At 41.5% G+C, this 20,485-nt stretch carries 23 protein-coding genes; 20 read left to right on the top strand and 3 right to left on the bottom strand.

Annotated features, from left to right (window positions below; genetic code table 11):
- Nucleotides 1-110: 110 nt before the first annotated feature.
- Both DYI81_RS13845 and DYI81_RS13850 read right to left on the bottom strand, forming a co-directional pair.
- Nucleotides 111-407 (bottom strand): hypothetical protein, encoded by a 297-nt coding sequence (locus DYI81_RS13845; protein WP_117007871.1) that lies wholly within the window; start codon nt 405-407, stop codon nt 111-113.
- Entirely contained in the window at nt 407-694 is a 288-nt protein-coding gene (locus tag DYI81_RS13850; protein WP_106986087.1) for a hypothetical protein, read from the bottom strand. Before DYI81_RS13850 ends, DYI81_RS13845 begins: the two co-directional genes overlap by 1 nt.
- Nucleotides 695-874: 180 nt before the next feature.
- On the opposite strand from DYI81_RS13850, the gene DYI81_RS13855 reads away from it, so the two are divergent.
- The 16 genes from DYI81_RS13855 to DYI81_RS13930 all read left to right on the top strand — a co-directional run bounded on the left by DYI81_RS13855 (nt 875) and on the right by DYI81_RS13930 (nt 16,273).
- The gene (locus DYI81_RS13855) at nt 875-1,690 is read left to right on the top strand and encodes a hypothetical protein (protein WP_106986088.1); all 816 of its coding nucleotides are present in this window, start codon (nt 875-877) and stop codon (nt 1,688-1,690) included.
- 289 nt (nt 1,691-1,979) lie between these two features.
- On the top strand, nt 1,980-2,714 hold the full coding sequence (locus DYI81_RS13860) for a hypothetical protein (RefSeq protein WP_106986089.1): 735 nt from the start codon (nt 1,980-1,982) through the stop codon (nt 2,712-2,714).
- Nucleotides 2,715-2,799: 85 nt separating this feature from the next.
- The gene (locus DYI81_RS13865) at nt 2,800-3,783 is read left to right on the top strand and encodes an ATP-binding protein (protein WP_121594930.1); all 984 of its coding nucleotides are present in this window, start codon (nt 2,800-2,802) and stop codon (nt 3,781-3,783) included.
- A 100-nt stretch (nt 3,784-3,883) separates the two neighbouring features.
- Nucleotides 3,884-5,167, top strand: coding sequence for a glycosyltransferase family 1 protein (locus DYI81_RS13870; protein ID WP_106986091.1), 1,284 nt, complete (start codon nt 3,884-3,886; stop codon nt 5,165-5,167).
- A gap of 54 nt (nt 5,168-5,221) precedes the next feature.
- Nucleotides 5,222-5,773, top strand: a complete 552-nt coding sequence (locus tag DYI81_RS13875; protein ID WP_106986092.1) for a phosphatase PAP2 family protein — start codon at nt 5,222-5,224, stop codon at nt 5,771-5,773.
- A gap of 135 nt (nt 5,774-5,908) precedes the next feature.
- Nucleotides 5,909-6,109, top strand: coding sequence for a Fe-S cluster assembly protein IscX (gene iscX / locus DYI81_RS13880; RefSeq protein WP_106986114.1), 201 nt, complete (start codon nt 5,909-5,911; stop codon nt 6,107-6,109).
- Nucleotides 6,110-6,219: 110 nt separating this feature from the next.
- The gene (gene ndk, locus DYI81_RS13885; RefSeq protein ID WP_106986093.1) at nt 6,220-6,651 is read left to right on the top strand and encodes a nucleoside-diphosphate kinase; all 432 of its coding nucleotides are present in this window, start codon (nt 6,220-6,222) and stop codon (nt 6,649-6,651) included.
- Between the two features lie 123 nt (nt 6,652-6,774).
- Nucleotides 6,775-8,010 carry a 23S rRNA (adenine(2503)-C(2))-methyltransferase RlmN gene (rlmN, locus tag DYI81_RS13890; protein ID WP_117007872.1) on the top strand — a complete coding sequence of 412 codons (1,236 nt, stop codon included), beginning with the start codon at nt 6,775-6,777 and terminating at the stop codon, nt 8,008-8,010.
- A 15-nt stretch (nt 8,011-8,025) separates the two neighbouring features.
- Complete coding sequence (pilW, locus tag DYI81_RS13895) at nt 8,026-8,850, top strand: type IV pilus biogenesis/stability protein PilW (RefSeq protein ID WP_117007874.1); 825 nt, start codon at nt 8,026-8,028, stop codon at nt 8,848-8,850.
- Nucleotides 8,841-9,629 carry a helix-turn-helix domain-containing protein gene (locus DYI81_RS13900; RefSeq protein WP_117007876.1) on the top strand — a complete coding sequence of 263 codons (789 nt, stop codon included), beginning with the start codon at nt 8,841-8,843 and terminating at the stop codon, nt 9,627-9,629. The genes pilW and DYI81_RS13900 overlap by 10 nt, the downstream gene beginning before the upstream one ends.
- Before the next feature lie 24 nt (nt 9,630-9,653).
- Complete coding sequence (ispG, locus tag DYI81_RS13905) at nt 9,654-10,772, top strand: flavodoxin-dependent (E)-4-hydroxy-3-methylbut-2-enyl-diphosphate synthase (RefSeq protein WP_106986097.1); 1,119 nt, start codon at nt 9,654-9,656, stop codon at nt 10,770-10,772.
- A 3-nt stretch (nt 10,773-10,775) separates the two neighbouring features.
- On the top strand, nt 10,776-12,071 hold the full coding sequence (hisS, locus tag DYI81_RS13910) for a histidine--tRNA ligase (RefSeq protein ID WP_117007877.1): 1,296 nt from the start codon (nt 10,776-10,778) through the stop codon (nt 12,069-12,071).
- Between the two features lie 29 nt (nt 12,072-12,100).
- The gene (locus tag DYI81_RS13915; protein ID WP_106986099.1) at nt 12,101-12,799 is read left to right on the top strand and encodes a tetratricopeptide repeat protein; all 699 of its coding nucleotides are present in this window, start codon (nt 12,101-12,103) and stop codon (nt 12,797-12,799) included.
- The gene (gene bamB, locus DYI81_RS13920; RefSeq protein WP_117007879.1) at nt 12,796-13,944 is read left to right on the top strand and encodes an outer membrane protein assembly factor BamB; all 1,149 of its coding nucleotides are present in this window, start codon (nt 12,796-12,798) and stop codon (nt 13,942-13,944) included. The genes DYI81_RS13915 and bamB overlap by 4 nt, the downstream gene beginning before the upstream one ends.
- Nucleotides 13,945-14,118: 174 nt before the next feature.
- A complete protein-coding gene (der, locus tag DYI81_RS13925) occupies nt 14,119-15,528 on the top strand; it encodes a ribosome biogenesis GTPase Der (RefSeq protein WP_117007880.1) in 1,410 nt (469 codons plus the stop codon).
- A gap of 106 nt (nt 15,529-15,634) precedes the next feature.
- Entirely contained in the window at nt 15,635-16,273 is a 639-nt protein-coding gene (locus tag DYI81_RS13930; RefSeq protein ID WP_117007881.1) for a 4'-phosphopantetheinyl transferase superfamily protein, read from the top strand.
- 55 nt (nt 16,274-16,328) lie between these two features.
- On the opposite strand, the gene DYI81_RS13935 is transcribed toward DYI81_RS13930, so the two are convergent.
- The gene (locus DYI81_RS13935) at nt 16,329-17,099 is read right to left on the bottom strand and encodes an SDR family oxidoreductase (protein WP_117007882.1); all 771 of its coding nucleotides are present in this window, start codon (nt 17,097-17,099) and stop codon (nt 16,329-16,331) included.
- Nucleotides 17,100-17,193: 94 nt separating this feature from the next.
- Between DYI81_RS13935 and mazG the strand changes: the two genes are divergently transcribed.
- The 4 genes from mazG (at nt 17,194) to folK (ending at nt 20,444) form a co-directional block, all read left to right on the top strand.
- Nucleotides 17,194-17,988, top strand: a complete 795-nt coding sequence (gene mazG, locus DYI81_RS13940) for a nucleoside triphosphate pyrophosphohydrolase (RefSeq protein WP_106986104.1) — start codon at nt 17,194-17,196, stop codon at nt 17,986-17,988.
- A gap of 22 nt (nt 17,989-18,010) precedes the next feature.
- Nucleotides 18,011-18,364, top strand: coding sequence for a ComEA family DNA-binding protein (locus DYI81_RS13945; RefSeq protein WP_227865958.1), 354 nt, complete (start codon nt 18,011-18,013; stop codon nt 18,362-18,364).
- A gap of 134 nt (nt 18,365-18,498) precedes the next feature.
- Entirely contained in the window at nt 18,499-19,959 is a 1,461-nt protein-coding gene (gene pcnB, locus DYI81_RS13950) for a polynucleotide adenylyltransferase PcnB (protein ID WP_106986106.1), read from the top strand.
- Nucleotides 19,956-20,444 (top strand): 2-amino-4-hydroxy-6-hydroxymethyldihydropteridine diphosphokinase, encoded by a 489-nt coding sequence (folK, locus tag DYI81_RS13955; RefSeq protein WP_117007884.1) that lies wholly within the window; start codon nt 19,956-19,958, stop codon nt 20,442-20,444. Before pcnB ends, folK begins: the two co-directional genes overlap by 4 nt.
- The last annotated feature ends 41 nt before the right edge of the window (nt 20,445-20,485 follow it).

Consider the following 20,485-nt stretch of genomic DNA (forward strand, 5'->3'; position numbering starts at 1 on the left):
GCCGAGTCGTAAAGCTCAGAAAGCTGTTATTGAACAAAGATATTTAAATCCTGTTCTTGACTCTTGCAGTTAAAAACAGGACATTTTAAATGGTTTATCGCATAGACATTTTAATTGGTGAATAGCACCATCCATGCTTCATAAATTGGATGCAGCAGAGCGAGTGCAAAAAATACGTAATAGTAAGGTTGAATTAAAACTCCAAATAAGATTTGATCTTTGCCATATCCAACTAGAAAAACAAGAACTAAAATCAATATTGGATGCATATTTTTATGAAGTAAAAATCTATTGATTTTTGATAATTTATAATCGCGTTTAGCTTGATTTAATAGCTGATATTTAAGCAGCTCTTGGTCTTCTTTGTTGGTGCAAACAGTATGCCGAATTGTATGTACAGGTGTCATTATGGTTGTGACTCCTGTATCGGCCCTAGTTGTTGAAAGGTTTTTGCTTCAATCCAATAATCTTGAAACTTACCTTGATAAATGCTGACGGGATAAGATTGTCCAATTTTTAAACTATGATTAAATTCAGCCCATTTTTCATGGATGTAAATTTCATTCAATCCCGTTTTTTCTTGAAGTTCCGGAGGGAGTTGCCACGTCTGATGGTGGCTGTCTGTTTCTGTGAGCTTAAGCAGGTGTGGCTGAAAGCTTAAAATTTCACGTTCAGGGGCGGACTTAAAATTCATTCAAGTTATATTTTTTATTTGATTGGCTTTTAGATTAATTTATGTGCTGTGAGAAAACAATGGTTTGCACTTTAACCAGTATTTAGCTTATCGAATGGTTAAGCAAAGACTATACATTTTAGTGTTTTAAAGTGTGATAAATTCCACATTATTCATTCCTTGTTTGGGTGTGGCTTCACAATGAACAATAAAATTTTGCTTTGTATCATTGCCTTATTTCTCCCTAGTCTTTCTTTTGCTGAACCTGCATCATCAGGAATAAGCAGTGAACAGCTTAAGCCTTTAAATAATGTCCGAGTGTCGATGCTTCGAATGCTACGTTCAACAGACAATCAGTATTTTTTAGATTTGTATGCGGGTATTTGGAATCCACACGGCACTTTATATGATGAGTCAGCTTCTACTGCCTACGCACTCAAAGGCACGCAAAAAGCAGATCAAATTAATTTACTCGCTGTGAGCGCGGAAGGTATGGCTACGCCCAATAATGAAACCTTAAGTGGCGAATTAAATGCAAACACGGGCATTATGCAAGCCAATTGGAATACATCGCTAGGTGCGACATCACTCAGTTTTGAACCTGCTTTTAAAGCAGCGGATAAGCCTGTGGTGGTTTTTAAATTTTATGGTGTGGATCATTCGCAATATCCGGCTGGTAAAGCCTTAACGCAAGTTGATGTGATTGATAAAAAAACGAATAAGCTATTACAAAGCCTGACGGGTTTTACAGCCTTTGCCAATAGCATTGGCTACATGGATGTGAATTTTGATGGTTATTATGATGTGGTGCTTTCAGATGTGTCCAATGGCAAAAAAATAGAAGATAAACGGTTTATCTATTGGATGTTTAACCCTAAAACACACCAATTTCAGCGTTCCGCACAGCTGGATGCATTGATTGGTTTTCCTCGGTTGCGTGGAGACCAGCAACAAATAGATTTTGGTGAGGGGCAGTTATATCAGGTAAAAGGTGGCTTGATGTATTTGGTGCAATAATTCAAGTGAAAATTGCTTAAGTTGTATAAAGGGAGGTGTTTATACTTTGCACATATAAAAATTAAAATTAGATGATAATGAATATTATTGCAATTTTATTGTATTGTTTGTGTAAATTTGAGTATGATTGAACGACTTTATAATTTTAAAAAATAAGGTGACGCTTTTGGCGTTTTGCCATAATACAGTTTGTATTTTTTGCCTAAATTTTGCTCATGTGATTGGTGTGGGAGGGCGAAGCTTACACAAAATATTACTGTGCCTTTGTGTTTTACTGTGGTCAATTTTTATGACGACAGAAGTACACGCATATCAGCAGGCCACCAAGTGTTATGCACAACTTAAGCAGATTCAAAGTACAAAAGGAATTGGTCCAAATGCTAAAGGTCGGCCACAAATATCACAGTGGCAAACAATTTCAAGTACGCCAGATTATTGGAATGACCGTTGGCCAAAATTTAGCGGTACAGTTTGGTATAAGCTGACTTGGCAATTTCATTGTGACGAAAAACAAAATCAGCCCATGATGCTGTCAGTCAGTTTTATTAATATGGCTGGGCAGGTCTACATTAATGACCACTTCCTATGGCAAAACAAATCACTTGAAGAACCTTTATCTCGTAACTTGAACATCCCTAGACGCTGGATGTTGCCCGTCGGTATTTTAAAGCCAGGTGAAAATACAGTTTATATACGTGTGGAAGGTGTTTCTGAGCTCAATCCAGGAATTGGCTTTGTTCATTTGGGGGACTATGAGTCCGTCATGGCAAAGCACGAACATTATTGGCTTGAAATGCGAGACTTGTTGACCTACACACTCTGTCTGGAGGTTGCACTTGGATTAATTGCTGCTTTTGTTTGGTTGTTTAGGCGCAAGGAAAGTGCATTTGGATACTATGCTTTAGGTGCTATATATTGGGATGAAGCTCATTACAGAGCCATTATTTGCACTGAAAACATTGGACTTTGCGCGCATTCAAAGTTTAATTTTTTTAGTATTTGTTTGCTTTACCTGTTTATATAGTTGGCGTTTTGCCAACTTCAGGGCGCCTTGTTTAGAGCGTACATTGCTTTGGTTGGTTGTAGTTTTTTTATCGCTCACTTTATTTATGCCTGTTCAATATCTCGATTTTTTATTGAAAGTGAGTTTTGTTGTGGCAGTTGGCATCTATTTGCTTAACTGTATTGTTTATCCTGTTGTTGCATATCGTTCTAAACAGCCTGAAGCTTATTGTTTAGCATTGGTGATGTTTTGTGTGTACTTGCCCTTGTCGTTGCATGATGGTTTGAGTATTTACCTACATGAGGGAAATTTATTAATTGTTTATGCATCACCTTTTACTGCAGTGATTTTAGCGTGTATTTTTGCCCTACGTTTAACCCGTAGTATGAATGGTGTAGAGCGATTTAATACACGTCTCGCCCTAAAGGTGAAGCAGGTACGCACAGAGCTAGAGGATAGTTTGAACCACAGTCACCAGCTGGAGCTGAAAAATGCTAAATTGCAGGAACGAATTCAATTAGCACATGATCTACATGATGGGTTGGGAAGTTCATTGGTGCGTTCTATGGCCTCGATTGAACATACCCGTGAAAATTTGAATAACCATCAGTTTTTATCTGTACTTAAGCATTTACGTGATGACCTTAGACTTGTGATTGATAGTGGATCAAGCCTAAATACTTCTGTTCCTGAAACACCAACGTTGTGGGTTGCGCCGACACGTCACCGTTTTAATCAGTTGTTTGATGAACTGGGTGTAATTGTCTGTTGGGAATTTCCAGATCATTGGCAAGGTGCAATTACTCCAGCAGATTGTATTGCACTACAACGGGTTTTGGAGGAGTGTCTGACGAATGTGCTGAAACATAGTTATGCAGATCGGGTGGATGTAAACATGCGCTTTCATAATCAAGAGCTGATTGCTTTTGTGCAGGATAATGGCGTTGGCTTTGATACCACAGCAGTGAAAGAATCGGGCTTGAGTGTAGGCTTAAAAAGCATGTGTGCACGATTGATCAAAATCAATGCGATGCTTGAAGTTGAATCTAGGCCTGGTTGTACACGCATTACAGTGCGTAAAAAACTCTGAGGATAAAGGTTGAGGTATTGTCAAAAAAGTGTCATTAAATCCACATTAAAATGCAAAGAAAGGGCAGTAGGCTAAAACAAAAAAGATAAATAGGTGGCCTATGTCAGATCAAACAGCGACAAGCCTGCTCAAGCAACAGCAATTTCCAGAAAACCTACGCTTTTATTTTAAAAATAAGAATTCAAATCATCTCAAAGCGGATAGACGTGAGCTGAATGATTTGGTAAGACCTCGTTTGAAAATTGCCATTGTAACTGAAACGTGGCCACCCGAAATTAATGGTGTGGCACTGTCGTTGCTTCAATTGTGTAAAGGTTTACAAGCGTTAGGCCATAAAATTTTATTAATACGCCCACAACAAAAAAGTGAATGTTTGAGCTTTAAGCCTTATCAGGAGTGTTTGGTGTTGGCGCAGTCCATCCCGCGTTATCCGGGATTAAAGTTTGGCTGGCCACAATATTTAAAAGTTTCCAGTAGTATTGAAAGTTTTGAACCTGACGTTGTACATATTGTGACAGAAGGTCCACTGGGTTTGGCGGCATTGCAAGCGGCTAAAAATAAGAAAATTCCAATCTCAAGTGGCTTTCATTCTGCATTTCAAGATTTTAGTCGGTTCTTTGATTTGGCCTTTTTGCTTAAGCCAATACAACGTTATCTCTGTTGGTTTCATAACAGTACGCAATTGACCTGTGTACCCAGTCAGGGAACGGCAAAGTCGCTACAATCCTTAGGCGTGACTTGTCCCAAGGTTGTGGTGGGAAGAGGCGTAGATGTCGATGTTTTTCACCCTAAATATGCTTCGACTGGTTTGCGTCAGCAGTGGCAAGTCAATGAGCAGACTACAGTATTGCTTTATGTCGGGCGCTTATCGCCAGAAAAAGAATTGCATGTACTGATTGAGGCTTTTATTACCCAGCAAACCAAACAAACAGCAACGCAGTGTTTGGTTATTGTGGGAGATGGTCCTGAGCGCGAAAAGCTACAACGTTTAGCACAGGGGCATCGTATTATTTTTATGGGAAGCTTGAGTGGTATTGCATTGTCAGAAGTATATGCCAGTGCTGATGTTTTTGTCTTTCCAAGTCAAGTTGAAACCTTTGGTAATGTAGTGTTAGAGGCGATGGCCAGCGGATTGCCCATCGTGGCTTATGACAATGCATGTGCGCAGCAATATGTGCGAATTGGGCATACGGGCTGGTTAGCGGGGTTGGGGCAACTTACCCAATTTAGCGAATTGATTAAGAAGCTACCTGCACGAGAAGTATTAAAAACCATGGGTATACAAGCACAAGCAGATGTGCAACATGTTGGATGGAAGCATCCTGTACAACAATTTGAGCAGGCTTTATATAGTGTTGCTAGGCGAAGTATTGCACCAAGCTAATCCTGCTTTATGAAGCGATAACAGGAAGGTTATTGACCACCTGAGGAGAGAGCCATGAAATTCAAAAATGCAAAAATAAGAATGCTTGATCTCGATTTAAAAGGCTGTATTTATCTCAATACGTTTTCTCACTCAGAGCGAATCGCGTACTTTTTTAAAATGATTAGTCGCTTGGGCGATGGAGTTTTTTGGTATCTCATGTTGATGGCTGTGTGGATGCTACAAGGACTGATGTATGCATTTCAATTGCTGTACATTGCACTGAGTGGTTTGCTGGGAACTGGTATATATAAGTTGCTCAAACAAAAAACCGTACGGCCAAGGCCTTATCAAGTGCATCAAGTGATTCGATTGGGCGAGCGCCCTTTAGACCACTTTAGCTTTCCCTCAGGGCATACCCTACATGCGGTGATGGTGACGACTGTATTGGGGTGGGTACAGCCGATTTTACTCATCTTGATGTTGCCTTTTACCGTATTGGTGGCTTTGTCGCGTATGGTTTTAGGGCTGCACTATCCTAGCGATGTGGTCATTGGGGCATTGATTGGTGCTGTGGTGGCGATAGCCATTATTTTATGTGCACCCGTTTTACATATTATGCTTTAAGCCAATGTTGTGGTGTGGGGGCATTAAAATCTGCCATGACAATAAAAAATGAGGCTTTATTGATTGAAAATTTAGGCAGCAATTTAGAAATTTGCTAAAGTACAGCATCGTTTATTGGATGTTAGGATGGCGCACATGGGCTTACGCTGGACAGATACGATTGATATCGCAATTGAGCTTTATGAAGCTCATCCAGATGTGGATCCACAATGGATTCGCTTTACTGATTTACATGCATGGGTGTGCGCTTTGCCAGACTTTGCAGATAACCCAGAAAAATCGACTGAAGGTTTACTGGAAGCGATTCAAATGGCTTGGATAGACGAAGCAAGTTAACACTGCGTCGAAAAAAGCAATTTTTTTACATCTCAAAAGCAGAAAACAGCGCATTATTCGGTATAATGCGCCAAATTTTCCTGTCAACATTATGACTTAAGGAGCCTACCATGGCTATCGAACGTACTTTATCTATCGTTAAACCAGACGCAGTTGCTAAAAACAACATCGGTGACATCTTTGCTCGTTTCGAGAAAGCTGGTCTTCAAATCGTTGCAACTAAAATGAAACACTTGACTCAAGCTGAAGCTGAAGGCTTCTACGCTGAGCACAAAGAACGTGGTTTCTTTGCTGACCTAGTTGCATTCATGACTTCTGGTCCAGTTGTTGTTTCTGTTCTTGAAGGCGAAAACGCAGTTCTTGCTCACCGCGAAATCCTTGGCGCGACTAACCCTAAAGAAGCTGCTCCAGGTACAATCCGCGCTGACTTCGCTGTAAGCATCGACGAAAACGCTGCTCACGGTTCTGACTCTGTAGCATCTGCTGATCGTGAAGTTAACTACTTCTTCGCTCAAACTGAGATTGCTCCACGTACTCGTTAATTCGAAGTATTCAAACCAGATAAGTGTTATTATACTTATCTGGTTTTTTTATTCCCTGAATAATCCTTTGCTCACTTATTGAGCTTCTCCTTTCATCTTTAGACATGGTTTAGGTAATTACACATGAGTACTGAAGTAGTCGCTACATCAGCTGTTTCTGATGCACAGCAACAATCTCCATCCGCTCCAACGCAGCAAAAGTCTGTGGAAAAAGTGAATCTACTTGGCATGTCACGTCCACAAATGGAAAAATTCTTCGAAGATATGGGGGAGAAGAAGTTCCGTGCTGGGCAGGTGATGAAGTGGATGCACCAATTTTTTGTGACTGATTTTGCTGAAATGACCAATATTTCAGGCAAATTGCGTGAAAAACTAGAAAAAATTGCTGAAATTAAAGCGCCAGAAGTGGTGCATAAAAACTATTCTAAAGATGGTACCCGTAAGTGGGTATTCCGCGTGGGTGAGGGTGCAGGTTCTTTAGTTGAAACTGTTCTCATTCCTGCTGAACACCGTAGTGGTTTACGCCGTACATTGTGTATTTCTTCACAAGTCGGCTGTGCACTAGATTGCTCATTCTGTTCTACAGGTAAACAAGGCTTCCAGCGTGATTTAAATCAGGCTGAAATCATTGGTCAGCTATGGATGGCAAACTATTCTTATATGGAAGATGTGCCTGTTCTTGAGCGTGAGCGTTCGGTAACGAACGTCGTAATGATGGGGATGGGCGAACCACTCCTTAACTACGATGCAGTGCTGAATTCTATGCGTACCATGTTGGATGACTTTGCTTATGGCATGTCAAAGCGTCGCGTGACTTTATCAACTTCGGGTGTTGTGCCTAAAATCGATCAGATGGTGAAAGATATTGATGTCGCATTGGCGATTTCATTGCATGCACCAAACGATGAGCTTCGTAACGAACTGGTGCCAATCAATAAAAAATATCCACTAGAACAATTGATTGCAGCATGTCAGCGTTATATTGCTAAAGATGGCAACGAAAGTTCACGTAAACACGTGACGATTGAATATGTCATGTTAGATGGTGTAAATGACCATCCAGAGCATGCGCAACAAATGATTAAATTACTCAAAAATCTGCCGAGTAAAATTAATTTAATTCCATTTAACCCTTTCCCGCATGCGCCGTATGGCCGCTCAAGTCGTAACCGCATTATTTCTTTCCAAAAAACTTTGTCTGATGCTGGATTTGTGTGTACGATTCGTCAGACACGTGGCGATGATATTGATGCTGCGTGTGGACAACTTGTGGGGCAAGTTGCAGACCGTACTCGTCGTGCGGAGCAATGGAAAAAGAAAGTTGCGGCAAAGAATGAGATTCTGCGCTCGCAAGGATAACAAAGAGGCAGCCAATTGAGAAAGTCGACTTATAAAATTGCTTTAATTTCATCACTATGTATTGCGTTGAGTGCAATGGTAGGGTGTCAAACTACGGGTATTCATAGTGCAAGTGGTGGGGTAGTCAAAAAGGACCCAGAAAAAGCAGCAAAAGTAAGAACTCAAATGGCTGCTGAATATATTAAAAATGGCGATCTCGACTCGGCAAAACGTGAGCTTGACCAAGCCTTAGAAGCAAATAGCCGTGATGCACAAGCAAATATGATGATGGGTGTGCTTTTACAGCAAGAAGGAAGTAAAGCCAATATTCAAAAAGCGGATGGTTATTTTAAACGCGCCATATCATCTGAGCCTAAAAATGCGCAAGTACGTAACAACTATGGTACGTATTTATATCAACTTGAACGCTATAATGATGCGCTTGAACAGTTGAATATCGCCGGTTCTACATTGGGGTATGATCAGCGTGCAAGAGCGCTGGAAAATGCAGGGCGTATTTACCTTAAATTAGGTAATGTTGCGAGTGCTGAAAAAACATTCAAGCAAGCCTTGCAAGCTAATCGTGATTCTTATGTTTCGATGTTAGAGTTGGCAGAAATTTTTTATTTGAACCAGCAGACTTCTGATGCGACACAAATGTATGAACAATTTGTGCGTACAGTAGGTCAGAACAACCAAAGTGCACGTGCGCTTTGGATTGGTATTCGTACCGCGCGTGCGAATAAAGACAACATTGGTCAGCAGGTTTTAGTGAACCAGCTACGTGCTTTATTCCCGGAAAGTCCAGAATACCAACGTTATTTGCAATTACAGTACAGTACTGAGGCCGTATGGAAATAAATCCTAATTCACCGCAATCGAATAACTCGAGCGTAGCCCCAAATGCGTTAGGAAATGTTCAGCGTCCAGGTGAGTACCTACGCCAGATTCGTGTCACGCAAAAACGTGATTTAGATGAAGTTGCGCAGGAGTTAAACATTCCTGTAAAGACATTGATGGCATTGGAGCAGGATGACTATAAGTCATTACCTGAAGCAACCTTTATTAAAGGTTATTACCGTACCTACGCAAAATTTTTAAAAGTTGATGCGACCAATATCATTCAGCGATTTGATGAAATTTATGCCAATGATACGGGCCTCTTGCCAAATCATGCTTTAAATAATTCTCCAATTAAAATTATGGGCAAATTGCCAGGTTCTAACCGCGATCGTAATCGTAAGTGGTTAAAACATGGTGTGTTGGCGATTGTTGTATTGGTGGTCTTGGCGGCAATCGTGATGGCTGTGCAAAATATGTCATCTACACCTTCTGATACTGAAGGCGCGCCAGTCAAAACATCTGATGTAGAAGTCATTAATATGGATGGTTCATCGGCTGTATCTGGCGAGCAATTAGAATTGAATTTTAGTCGTCCAACCTCAGTGAATATTGTTGATGCGACGGGTAAAGTACTGGCGACGGGTCGCCAAGCTACGACATTAACTTTACATGGTGAATCACCATTCCAAATTCGTTTAGATGATGCAGAAGCCGTGACACTAAGCCTCAATAATGAAAATATTTCATTGTCGCCGTATACCGTAAATGGTCGAGCAGACTTCCGTTTATCTCGTTAAGGCATAACAGAGCAGATTCGAACAATGATTGAAAATCCGATTAAGCGCCGTCCAACTCGTAAAATTCGTGTCGGTTCGGTGTATGTAGGTGGTGACGCACCAATCAGTATTCAAAGCATGACCAATACTGAAACCTGTGATGTAGATGCAACAGTTGCACAAATTCAGCGCTGTGTAGATGCGGGTGCAGATATCATGCGTGTTTCTGTGCCGAGCATGGAAGCGGCAGCAGCTTTTGGTGAAATTCGTAAGCAAGTGAATGTGCCATTGGTTGCCGATATTCACTTTGACTATAAAATTGCCTTGGCAGTTGCCGACTTTGGCGCAGATTGCCTCCGTATTAATCCGGGTAATATTGGCTCGGAAGCAAAAATCCGTGAAGTGGTGGCTGCAGCTCGTCATCACGATATTTCTATGCGTATTGGGGTGAATGCAGGTTCACTCGAAAAAGATATTCAAAAAAAATATGGTGAGCCTACAGGCCAAGCTTTGCTTGAATCTGCAATGCGCCATATTGATATTTTAGACCGCTTAAATTTTCATGAATTTAAAGTGTCGGTCAAAGCATCGAATGTATTTTTAACTATGGATGCTTATCGTTTGTTATCACAACAAATTGATAATCCACTTCATTTGGGTGTGACTGAGGCGGGAATCTACCGCACAGGTTCAGTCAAGTCAGCGATTGCATTGGGCGGTTTACTTATGGAAGGCATCGGTGACACGATGCGTATTTCATTGGCAGCCGAGCCTGAAGAAGAAGTAAAAATTGGTTTTGATATTTTAAAATCACTGGGCTTACGTTCAAATGGCATTAATTTTATTGCGTGCCCGAGTTGTTCGCGTCAGGAGTTTAATGTCATTTCTGTGATGCAAGCTTTAGAAGAACGCCTTGAAGATGTACGTACGCCAATGGATGTCTCGGTGATTGGCTGTAAAGTTAATGGCCCTGGTGAAGCTAAAGAAGCTGATATTGGCGTGGTGGGTGCAAGTCCGCGTTCACTGGTGTATCGTAATGGCGAAAAGAGTCATTTAATCGACACCAATCAATTGGTTGACGAAATTGAAGCGATGGTTCGTCAACGTGTTTTAGCGCTTGAAGAAGCGAAATCTAAAGAAATCATTCGCACCAGTTCTGAGTAGGTCATGAGTTCAATTGTAGCAATTAAAGGTTTTAACGATATTCTCCCAACGCAAACTCCTGCGTGGAGACGTTTAGAACAGCATTTAGCATCATTAATGGATGCATACGGTTATCAACAAATTCGTTTGCCTATCGTTGAGCAAACCAATTTGTTTAAGCGTTCAATTGGCGATGCAACAGATATTGTTGAAAAAGAAATGTACACTTTTTTAGACAAAGGTCAGCCACCTGAGTCTTTAACCTTGCGCCCTGAAGGGACCGCAGGCTGTGTGCGTGCAATGCTAGAACATAACCTACTGCGTGGTGCAACGCCAAAAGTGTGGTATGTCGGCCCGATGTTTCGTTATGAAAAACCACAAAAAGGTCGCTATCGTCAATTCCACCAATTTGGTGTAGAAACTTTTGGTGTTTCAACGCCAGATCAAGATGCTGAATTGATTCTTATGACAGCGCGTCTTTGGAAGCGTATGGGTGTTGCAGATAAAGTTCAACTTGAACTCAACACTTTGGGTGAGTCTGATGAACGTGCAAACTACCGTGCAGCCTTAGTTGAATTTCTTCAAGCACACAAAGCAGATTTAGATGAAGATTCACAGCGTCGTTTGACTACCAATCCGCTTCGTATTTTAGATTCTAAAGATGCAAAAACACAAAGCATTCTTGAAAATGCACCAAAACTTCATGACTTTATGGGTGAAGAAACTTTGGCTCATTTTGCACAGTTACAGCAGTATTTAACAGATGCTGGTATAAGCTTTGTGATTAACCAAAAATTGGTGCGTGGTTTAGACTACTACAACAAAACTGTATTTGAATGGACTACAACGCATTTGGGTTCACAGGGTACAGTGTGTGCAGGCGGTCGTTATGATGGTCTAGTTGGGCAGTTGAAAGGCAAGCCAGATCAATCTGTACCAGCAGTCGGTTTTGCAATGGGTATAGAGCGCTTATTGCTTCTTCTTGAACAAGTTGAAGACAATACACCAGTCCGTGATTGTGAAGTATTTTTGGTTTCTGAACCTGCATATCAATCTAAAGCATTGGTGCTTGCAGAGCAAATTCGTGACCAATTAGATGCTGCGACATCGGCGATTCGCTTCAAAGTAGGCTCACAGGGTTCAATGAAATCACAAATGAAAAAAGCCGATCAATCGGGTGCAATTTTCGCTGTGATTCTGGGTGAACGAGAGTGGGATGCTCAGCAATTATTGGTGAAAGAGCTTGCAACAGCGACACAAACAGAAGTTGCTGTTTCAGCCATTGTGCCATTTATTATCGAACAAATTTCTTCAAAATAAGCCATAACAGATAAGGAAAAGGGAATCACATGAGCGCATTAAGTGATGATGAACAGCTTGATAACTTGAAATCATTCTCTAAGAAGTATGGTTCTGCCATTATTAGCGGGATTTTAATTGCGTTGATTGCCTTTTTCGGTTGGGAATATTGGCAGAAGAAAAATCTGGCTGAGTCCCAAGTGGAAACAGCCAGAGTGCAACAATTGATTGGTGATGCGCAGTCTGCACAGGGTGATGCATTTACTCAACTGTCGACATCTGCAGATAAAATTGTAAAAGATGCACCTGACTCAGCTCAGGCAATTCAAGCACAATTGCTGATGGCGAAATTGGCTTATGATAAGTCAGACTATGCAAGTGCTGAAAAAGCATTGAAAAAAGTTGAAAACTCAAAAGTAGATGATCAAGGCTTAGTACAAGTCGTGAAATTACGTTTGGCTTATGCACAATTGGCACAGAAGAAATATGATGAGGCCTTAAAAACCTTAGTAGCTGTGACTGATCCTGCCTTTAAAGCAACAGCTGATGAAGCGCGTGGTGATGTGTATGTTGCAAAAAATGATATTGAAAATGCTAAAAAAGTATATCAAAGTGCATGGGATGCGTTGGTAGAACGTAAAGAAGAACGCCAAATTTTACAAATTAAACTCGAAAGTGTAGGCGTTTTAGTTGATGATCCAGAAATTGAACGCCCGATATTAGATACACATGTGGAAGAAGCTGAATGAATAGAAAATACAAATTTGCGTGTGCATTGACAGTTTTAACACTTGCACTAACCGGATGTGCAAGTAAAGGTCCAAAGGTAGAAGAGCCAAAGCCAAATCCTTTACCAAAATTAGTCAATCCACAAACACTGAGCTCTGTATTTTCTACCAGTGTTGCATCGACCAGCGAAGCAGACCCATTACGTTTACGTTTGGATTCAAACAACGGTGTAGTGTATGTCATTAATCCAAAGGGCGAAGTTGAGGCTTATCAAGGTAAACAACGTCTTTGGCAGAAAAATGTCAGCAAACAAGGTTTGAGTTCTGGTGTAGAAGCAACCGAAGGTCTTGTTGTTGTGGGTAACCAGAAAGGTCAATTGTTTGCTTTGGATCAAGCGACAGGCGAACAAAAGTGGACAGCACAATTGTCTGGTGCAATTCTTGCGCCGTCGTTGATTCATGCGGGTCGTGTAATTACCGTAGCCAACGATGGTACGGTTTATGCGCATGAGCTTGATACAGGTAAACAAGCGTGGACATACAGCTTACCAAACGTACAGTTTAGTTTGCGTGGCCAAGCAGCACCTGTCGCGCTGGATGCTCGAAATGTATTGATTGCCTCAGCAAATGCTTATATTTATGCTATTGATGCTTTAAGTGGCGCACCGCGTTTACAACGTCGTATGGCAGTAACGGAAGGCCGTTCGGATATTCAGCGTTTAGTTGATATTGATGGTGAGCCGACAGTTACAGGTCAATTTTTGGTAACAACCAGCTATCAAGGTCAAGTGACTGTGATGGATATGGTGAGCCAACAAGTGATTTGGAGTGAAGATGCGAGCAGTACGCAGCGCCCAGAAGTTTCAGGTAACGGTGTGTTTGTGGCGCAAAATGATGGCAAAATCACGGCTTATGAAATTACCACAGGTCATAAACTTTGGGAAAACGATCAGCTGTTGAATCGTAAACTCAGTAACCCTGTAATGTTAGGTCAAAACCTTGTGGTGGGTGATTTGGATGGTGTATTACACTTGATTGATCCGAGCACAGGAAATATTATTGGCCGTGCAAAAACCAGCGGTGATGTCCGTACTTTACGCGTAATCGACAATCAATTATTTGTTGCGACGCGTAAGGGTGCAATGAGCATTTGGCAGAACCGTTAATTTTTCGTTGGCTTATGCTAAAATAAGCCAACCGTATTTTTGAACGCGGGGTGATTGTTATTCAATACCCCGTGTTTTTATTTATTTTTGGGCCTAAATCCAATTCTTATTCTTCCCAAACTTTCTGATGTTCAGACCAGACCTAGCTGGCTGATCTTGAATAAAGGTTAATCTATGAAACCCGTAATTGCGCTCATTGGTCGTCCGAACGTCGGAAAATCAACGTTGTTTAACCAGATTACTAAGAGCCGTGATGCACTTGTTGCCGATTTTGCAGGTCTTACACGTGACCGTAAATATGGTGATGCAACGTATCAAAATAAATCATTCATTGTTGTTGATACTGGTGGTATTGGCGAAAATGAAGGTGGTATTGACTCATACATGGCTGAGCAGTCAAAAACTGCAATCAACGAAGCAGATATGATCATTTTTGTGGTCGATGCTCGTGCGGGACTGTTGGCATCTGATGAACAGATTGCTCGTGAGCTACGTACATTAGGTAAAAAAGTTTATCTTGTTGCTAACAAAGTTGATGGTGTACATGCTGAAGCCGCACTTGTTGAATTTTACAAGTTAGGTATGGGTGAGCCTTTGCAGGTTGCAGCCAGCCATGGCCGTGGCGTACAACAAATGCTTGAGGAAGTCCTTACAGACGTACCTGAAGATGAAGATGCTGCAGAACATGACAAAGATACAGGCTTACGCCTTGCGATCATTGGTCGTCCAAACGTGGGTAAATCTACGCTAGTAAACCGTTTATTGGGTGAAGATCGTGTTGTTGCATTTGACCAACCAGGTACAACGCGTGACTCGATTTATATTCCTTTTGAACGTGATGGCCGTAAATACACATTAATCGATACTGCTGGTGTACGTCGTAAAGGTAAAGTGGATGAAATGATTGAGAAGTTCTCAATTGTTAAAACTTTACAAGCGATGAAAGATGCCAACGTGATTGTGGTAGTGGTCGATGCGCGTGAAGGGATTGTTGAGCAAGACTTACACTTGATTGGCTATGCCATTGAAGCGGGTCGTGCGATGGTGATTGCGATTAATAAATGGGACAATATGTCTGAATATGATCGTAAGCAATGTAAACTTGATGTTGAGCGTCGTTTTGACTTTATTCCATGGGCAAAAATTCATTTGATTTCTGCTTTGCATGGTACAGGTGTTGGCGATCTTTATCCTTCAATTCACCGTGCGTATGATTCATCACGTTTGAAGGTTTCACCAGCAAAAATCACCCAAATTTTGAATGATGCGACAGATGCGCACCATCCACCGAAAGTGCAAGGTCGTGCAATCAAAATGCGTTATGCGCATATTGGCGGTCAAAACCCACCAACGATTGTGATCCATGGTAACAAAGTGGATAAAACACCTGCGGATTACCGTCGTTACTTAGAAAACGTGTTCCGTAAAGTGTACAAGCTTGAAGGTACGCCAGTGAAGATCGAATTTAAAACCTCTGAAAACCCATTTGAAGGTCGTAAATCTCAAGTGGATGAACGTACTTTGGCACGTAAACGCCGTTATGTTCAGAAGTTTAAGAAAGCTGAAAAGAAATTTAAACGTTAATTCGTTGATCTCAAAAAGCCTGCAATTGCAGGCTTTTTGCGCTTTGGGCTAGACTAGAGATTGGTGAGTTAAATTGGTTTACACACATGAAATTGAGGTCAGCTTGATGGCGCAGATTCGGATTGATCTACAGCAGGTTGTACAATTAGCAGATTCACAGCTGAACCGTCAGCAACACGTACAACATCGCAAAGTAATGACAGCCGAAATGCGCAATCGTTATTTATCAGCAGTGCTTGAGCAACCTATTCAAAATACAGATTTTGCACGGACTGAATATGGCAAACCTTATTTGCTTGAACATCCGAAATTTTATTTTAATCATAGTCACAGTCAAAAACATTATGCCTTAGCCACGAGCCATCGTGTGGCAGATTTGGGGGTTGATGTGGAAGACCTTGATCGTGTTGTGCGCTTTGCTGCTTTGGCTCAACACGCATTTCATCCCGAAGAAATACAACATTGGCGCGATTTAGCAGAGGATACGGAATATTGGTTTAAGGTTTGGACCATTAAAGAGGCTGTATTAAAGGCATCAGGGCTCGGCATTCGCCTGAATTTACATGAGCTGAACACACAAGCTCATGCTACACAAAACAGTGGAATATGTAGTCATCCTGAACTTGGGGTGTTTGCTTATCAATGTTATGTGATTGGAAAAGCTATGCTTAGTGTGGCTTGGCGTACAGAACGTTCTTGTCAGGGTTTTCGCCTGCCCGTGATTGCAGTTCATTCGCACCTTTAGTTTGTTTAAATGAAGTCTGAATCACGTGCAAGATGCTGTGCAGTGGATTGCTTAACTATTTTTTGCTAATCCAAAGATTGCTCATTCGATTAACAAACTGTGGGCTTACATTGGAGAGTGTCATGAGGACTTTGGCCTTTAGGCCAACTGTATGATGCGTGACGGTAAAAGGCGTATCTTTTAATTGGACTGTGTGTAGTATTTGCCGTGCAACATCTGTAGCACTTAAGTGTACCCCCATATTGTGAATACTCCCTGCATTCATGTTTTTCACCATATTGGTTTGTACAAATAAAGGCATAATATCGAACACGCGAATCCCGTATTTTTGCCATTCAATATCTAGACCCTCGGTCAGGCCTCGGACTGCAAATTTAGATGCGGCATAGCTGACTAAATCGGGTTGACCATAAATGGCAGAAGCAGAAGATAGATTAATCACACGTGCAAAAGATGCTTGGCGTAAATAGGGCAATGTTAAATAGCAACCCGTCAAAACGCCCTTAATATTAATGTCGACGGTTTTAAGGTGAGCACTGAGTTCAGTCTCTTCAAAGGGGCCAGAGTAGAGAATTCCTGCATTATTGACCAAGATATTGAGCTCACCTGCCCAAGTGCTAAATTCTGCGAGCGCATTTTCCCAGTGTTGAGCATTGCTGACATCGAGTAAGCCTGCTTTGGCATGGGGGCCAAGTTGCTGAGCCAGTTGTTGAGCTTGTACGACGTTAATGTCGTAAATACCGACTTTATAGCCCTGTTGATAAAATAATTGTGCGGTTGCTGCACCAATGCCTTGTGCTGCCCCACTAATAAATATACTTTGCACTTTTATGATTCTCCTTATTTTCCCTATGCGATTTTGAGCATAACAAAATAAAATGAGGAAATCTTGAGCAACATGAAAAACACTGAGGTGAAATGTGGAACGTTTATTGAATATTATGCAAGAGCTACGGATGAAGTGCCCTTGGGATCAACAACAAACGCCACAAAGCCTCACTCAATATGCCATTGAAGAAGCATACGAAGTTGAAGCGGCAATTCGTGAAGGTCATATTGATGAGATCAAAAATGAACTTGGTGATTTGCTCTTACAGGTGGTGTTTCAATCGCAAATGTATAGTGAAATGGGGGCTTTCACCTTTGATGATGTCGTGAATGCGATTTCAGAAAAATTAATTCGTCGTCATCCGCATGTGTTTCAAGCCGAGCAATTTAGCCAGCTCAATGCGGACGATGTTGCCAAGCTTTGGCAAAAAATTAAAGCAGAGGAACGTGCTGGAAAAAGTGCATCCCGCTTAGATGCAATTAAACCTGGCCCTGCATTGAATCAAGCAGAAGAGATCCAAAAAAAAGTTGCCAAAATAGGGTTCGATTTTCCAGATGTGCAAGAGGCGTATGGCAAGGTCGAAGAAGAATTGGCAGAATTTCAAGAGGCTTTGGCTTCGCAAAATTCCGATGAAATTATAGATGAATTTGGCGATTGCTTATTTTCACTGGTGAATGTTGGTCGTAAACTAGGCATCTCTAGTGAGATTGCATTGTTGGGCACGATTCAAAAATTTCGCTCACGCTTTGCATATATAGAATCACAGGTTGCATTACACAATAACAATATAGAAGACCTGTCACTGGCTGAAATGGATCAGCTGTGGGAACAGGCAAAACAACACTTAAAACAGCAGGCACAGCATGAAACAGGGCGGATTGAATAAAGCACAGCTTCTTCTTTGGTTAATGATTTTGATGACACTGAGCATGTCTTGGGCTAAAGCTGAAACTGCAGACTATACGCAGTGGAAAGCGACGCAACAGGCACATGATCAGCGCTTGAAAACCCCAGATGCTACAGCACAGCATTATTTGGCTAAACCTACGTTACATGCGAATACTTCAGGCGCCAAAGTGAGTTTAAACACTGCGAATAGTGAGCAGTTACAACAATTACACGGTATTGGTCAGAAAAAAGCTGAGGCAATCATTGCGTATCGGAGCCAAAACGGGAAGTTCAAAAGCATTGAAGAAATCCAACAAGTCAAAGGTATAGGGCCTGCTTTGTATGCCAAAAATAGAGCGCGCTTAAGTTTGTAAATATTACAATTGTAGAAAATTCCAATCTAGGCAATACGGTTGGATTGATAGAATCAAATTGCCCTTTGATTGTGTTAGAGATATGATTACGGCATCTTAAAATTTTTACGTCCAGACGTAGGAGACAGCGTCTTTTGCAAACTTTGCGCGCGTCCAAATGCGGTTTATCTACCGCACAATTACCTTCTTCCATATTAGATGTGATTGATGCCTTAACTAAGGCAGGCTATGAAGCTTATATCGTCGGCGGTGGTGTACGTGATTTAATGCTGGGTCTGAATCCTAAGGATTTTGATGCGGTGACGAATGCCACACCATCACAAGTTAAAGAAGTCTTCGGACGACGTTGTCGGATTATCGGACGTCGCTTTGAGTTGGCACATGTCTATTCAGGTCGTGAACTCATTGAAGTTGCTACTTTTCGTGCACCTCCGAAAAAAGCAGTAACTTCTGCTGCAGGCATGATTTTACGTGACAATAACTGGGGAACCATTGAGCAAGATTTTGCACGACGTGATTTTTCAATTAATGCCATGTATTACCAGCCACGCAAAGGTATCGTGCTCGATTTTTGTAATGCCTATGAAGACATCAAAGCGAAAAAGTTAAGTTTATTGGGCGATCCAATGCTTCGTTTTGAAGAAGATCCTGTGCGTATGTTACGCACATTGCGTTTTGCAGCGAAATTAAACTTCTCTATCGATCAAAGCATTTTGGATGTCTTTACACCTGAAACTGCGCAATTACTCCGTGATGTGTCTCCACATCGTTTATACGATGAGTCCCAGAAACTCTTCACGATGGGACACTTAAACCGTGTCATGCCAATGCTGATAGAATTCGAGATCTGGCATCAGTTATTTGCGGATATCCAGCCAAATATCACGCCATTTATCGAGCGCGCAGCCAAAAACACAGACCAGCGTATCTCAATTGGTAAGACCATCAATCCTGCATTTTTCTATGCAGTGTTGCTGTGGAAGCCTTTCCTTGAGCGTTGTGAGTTTTATGCGAAAAAAGGCGTAGTTGCTGCTGAAGCTCGTGCTCAGGCTGGTTTAGATGTGCTTAAACGTCAAGCGACACGTACTGTTATTCCACGTTTTGCAGAAACTTTTATTCGTGAAGTTTGGGAGATGCAGACGCGTTTGCTTAATCCAAAACCGCAGCAAATTGAAGCATTGTCTGGACATGCACGTTTCCGTGCGGGTTTTGACTTTTTATTGCTACGTGAAAAATCGGGTGATCAAACGACTCAAGGCATGGGTGTGTGGTGGGATACTTACCAAACACTTAGCACAGATGAAAAAGAACGTGCGATTGCGGACTACAATCGCCAACGTGCGAAAGGGCGCCGTAAAGGTGCTACTCAAGAAGACATTAAGCCATTACATCAAGTTCAACAAGCTGAGATTGAACCTTTGGTGAATGAGCCAGAACCTCGTAGTCGTCGTGCGCGTAAAGCCAAGCAACAAGCTGACTTTAAAGCACAGGCGGTGAATGGGGGGAATGATCAAATTACGGCAGATCACCCAATTCTAAAACGTAAGCGTGTAAAACGAGATTTGAGCACGGTGATTTTTGGACCAACGCAATGAGCGTGATTACCTATATTGGCTTAGGCAGTAATTTGGGGGATTCTCTGCAAATTTTGACCGAAGCTGTGCATAAATTGTCGACACTAGGTACGGTTAAAGTCTCTAAACTGTACCAAAGTCCGCCCATGGGTCCGCAGGATCAACCGAATTATTTAAATGCTGTAGTGCAATTGCAAACCGATTTAGAACCATTGGCATTACTTGATGAATTACAGCGCTTTGAACAAGAGTCTGGTCGCGTACGTCTACGCCGTTGGGGCGAGCGTACACTTGACCTAGATTTGTTGATTTATGGCCAACAAAATATTCAACATCCGCGTTTAATTGTGCCTCATGTAGGCGTGATGGAACGTGATTTTGTGCTGATTCCATTACTCGATTTAGATGAAAATCTACAGTTAAATGGACAACAATTAAATACTTTACCCATTCTGGATCAAGTCAGTCTGACTGTCTTAGATGCAGGAAATTGGGCAAAAATTTAAATTTTTATTGGCTGAAAATATGGCCATAAGAGGAAATTCTA

The sequence above is a fragment of the Acinetobacter sp. SWAC5 genome (assembly GCF_003419885.1).
GTDB lineage: Bacteria > Pseudomonadota > Gammaproteobacteria > Pseudomonadales > Moraxellaceae > Acinetobacter > Acinetobacter cumulans.

What these genes read in the sequence shown, in the direction of transcription:
- DYI81_RS13845 (WP_117007871.1), bottom strand. Translation starts at nt 407, where the DNA reads ATGACACCTGTACATACAATTCGGCATACTGTTTGCACCAACAAAGAA.
- DYI81_RS13850 (WP_106986087.1), bottom strand. Translation starts at nt 694, where the DNA reads ATGAATTTTAAGTCCGCCCCTGAACGTGAAATTTTAAGCTTTCAGCCA.
- DYI81_RS13855 (WP_106986088.1), top strand. Translation starts at nt 875, where the DNA reads ATGAACAATAAAATTTTGCTTTGTATCATTGCCTTATTTCTCCCTAGT.
- DYI81_RS13860 (WP_106986089.1), top strand. Translation starts at nt 1,980, where the DNA reads ATGACGACAGAAGTACACGCATATCAGCAGGCCACCAAGTGTTATGCA.
- DYI81_RS13865 (WP_121594930.1), top strand. Translation starts at nt 2,800, where the DNA reads ATGCCTGTTCAATATCTCGATTTTTTATTGAAAGTGAGTTTTGTTGTG.
- DYI81_RS13870 (WP_106986091.1), top strand. Translation starts at nt 3,884, where the DNA reads ATGTCAGATCAAACAGCGACAAGCCTGCTCAAGCAACAGCAATTTCCA.
- DYI81_RS13875 (WP_106986092.1), top strand. Translation starts at nt 5,222, where the DNA reads ATGAAATTCAAAAATGCAAAAATAAGAATGCTTGATCTCGATTTAAAA.
- iscX (WP_106986114.1), top strand. Translation starts at nt 5,909, where the DNA reads ATGGGCTTACGCTGGACAGATACGATTGATATCGCAATTGAGCTTTAT.
- ndk (WP_106986093.1), top strand. Translation starts at nt 6,220, where the DNA reads ATGGCTATCGAACGTACTTTATCTATCGTTAAACCAGACGCAGTTGCT.
- rlmN (WP_117007872.1), top strand. Translation starts at nt 6,775, where the DNA reads ATGAGTACTGAAGTAGTCGCTACATCAGCTGTTTCTGATGCACAGCAA.
- DYI81_RS13900 (WP_117007876.1), top strand. Translation starts at nt 8,841, where the DNA reads ATGGAAATAAATCCTAATTCACCGCAATCGAATAACTCGAGCGTAGCC.
- ispG (WP_106986097.1), top strand. Translation starts at nt 9,654, where the DNA reads ATGATTGAAAATCCGATTAAGCGCCGTCCAACTCGTAAAATTCGTGTC.
- hisS (WP_117007877.1), top strand. Translation starts at nt 10,776, where the DNA reads ATGAGTTCAATTGTAGCAATTAAAGGTTTTAACGATATTCTCCCAACG.
- DYI81_RS13915 (WP_106986099.1), top strand. Translation starts at nt 12,101, where the DNA reads ATGAGCGCATTAAGTGATGATGAACAGCTTGATAACTTGAAATCATTC.
- bamB (WP_117007879.1), top strand. Translation starts at nt 12,796, where the DNA reads ATGAATAGAAAATACAAATTTGCGTGTGCATTGACAGTTTTAACACTT.
- der (WP_117007880.1), top strand. Translation starts at nt 14,119, where the DNA reads ATGAAACCCGTAATTGCGCTCATTGGTCGTCCGAACGTCGGAAAATCA.
- DYI81_RS13930 (WP_117007881.1), top strand. Translation starts at nt 15,635, where the DNA reads ATGGCGCAGATTCGGATTGATCTACAGCAGGTTGTACAATTAGCAGAT.
- DYI81_RS13945 (WP_227865958.1), top strand. Translation starts at nt 18,011, where the DNA reads ATGATTTTGATGACACTGAGCATGTCTTGGGCTAAAGCTGAAACTGCA.
- folK (WP_117007884.1), top strand. Translation starts at nt 19,956, where the DNA reads ATGAGCGTGATTACCTATATTGGCTTAGGCAGTAATTTGGGGGATTCT.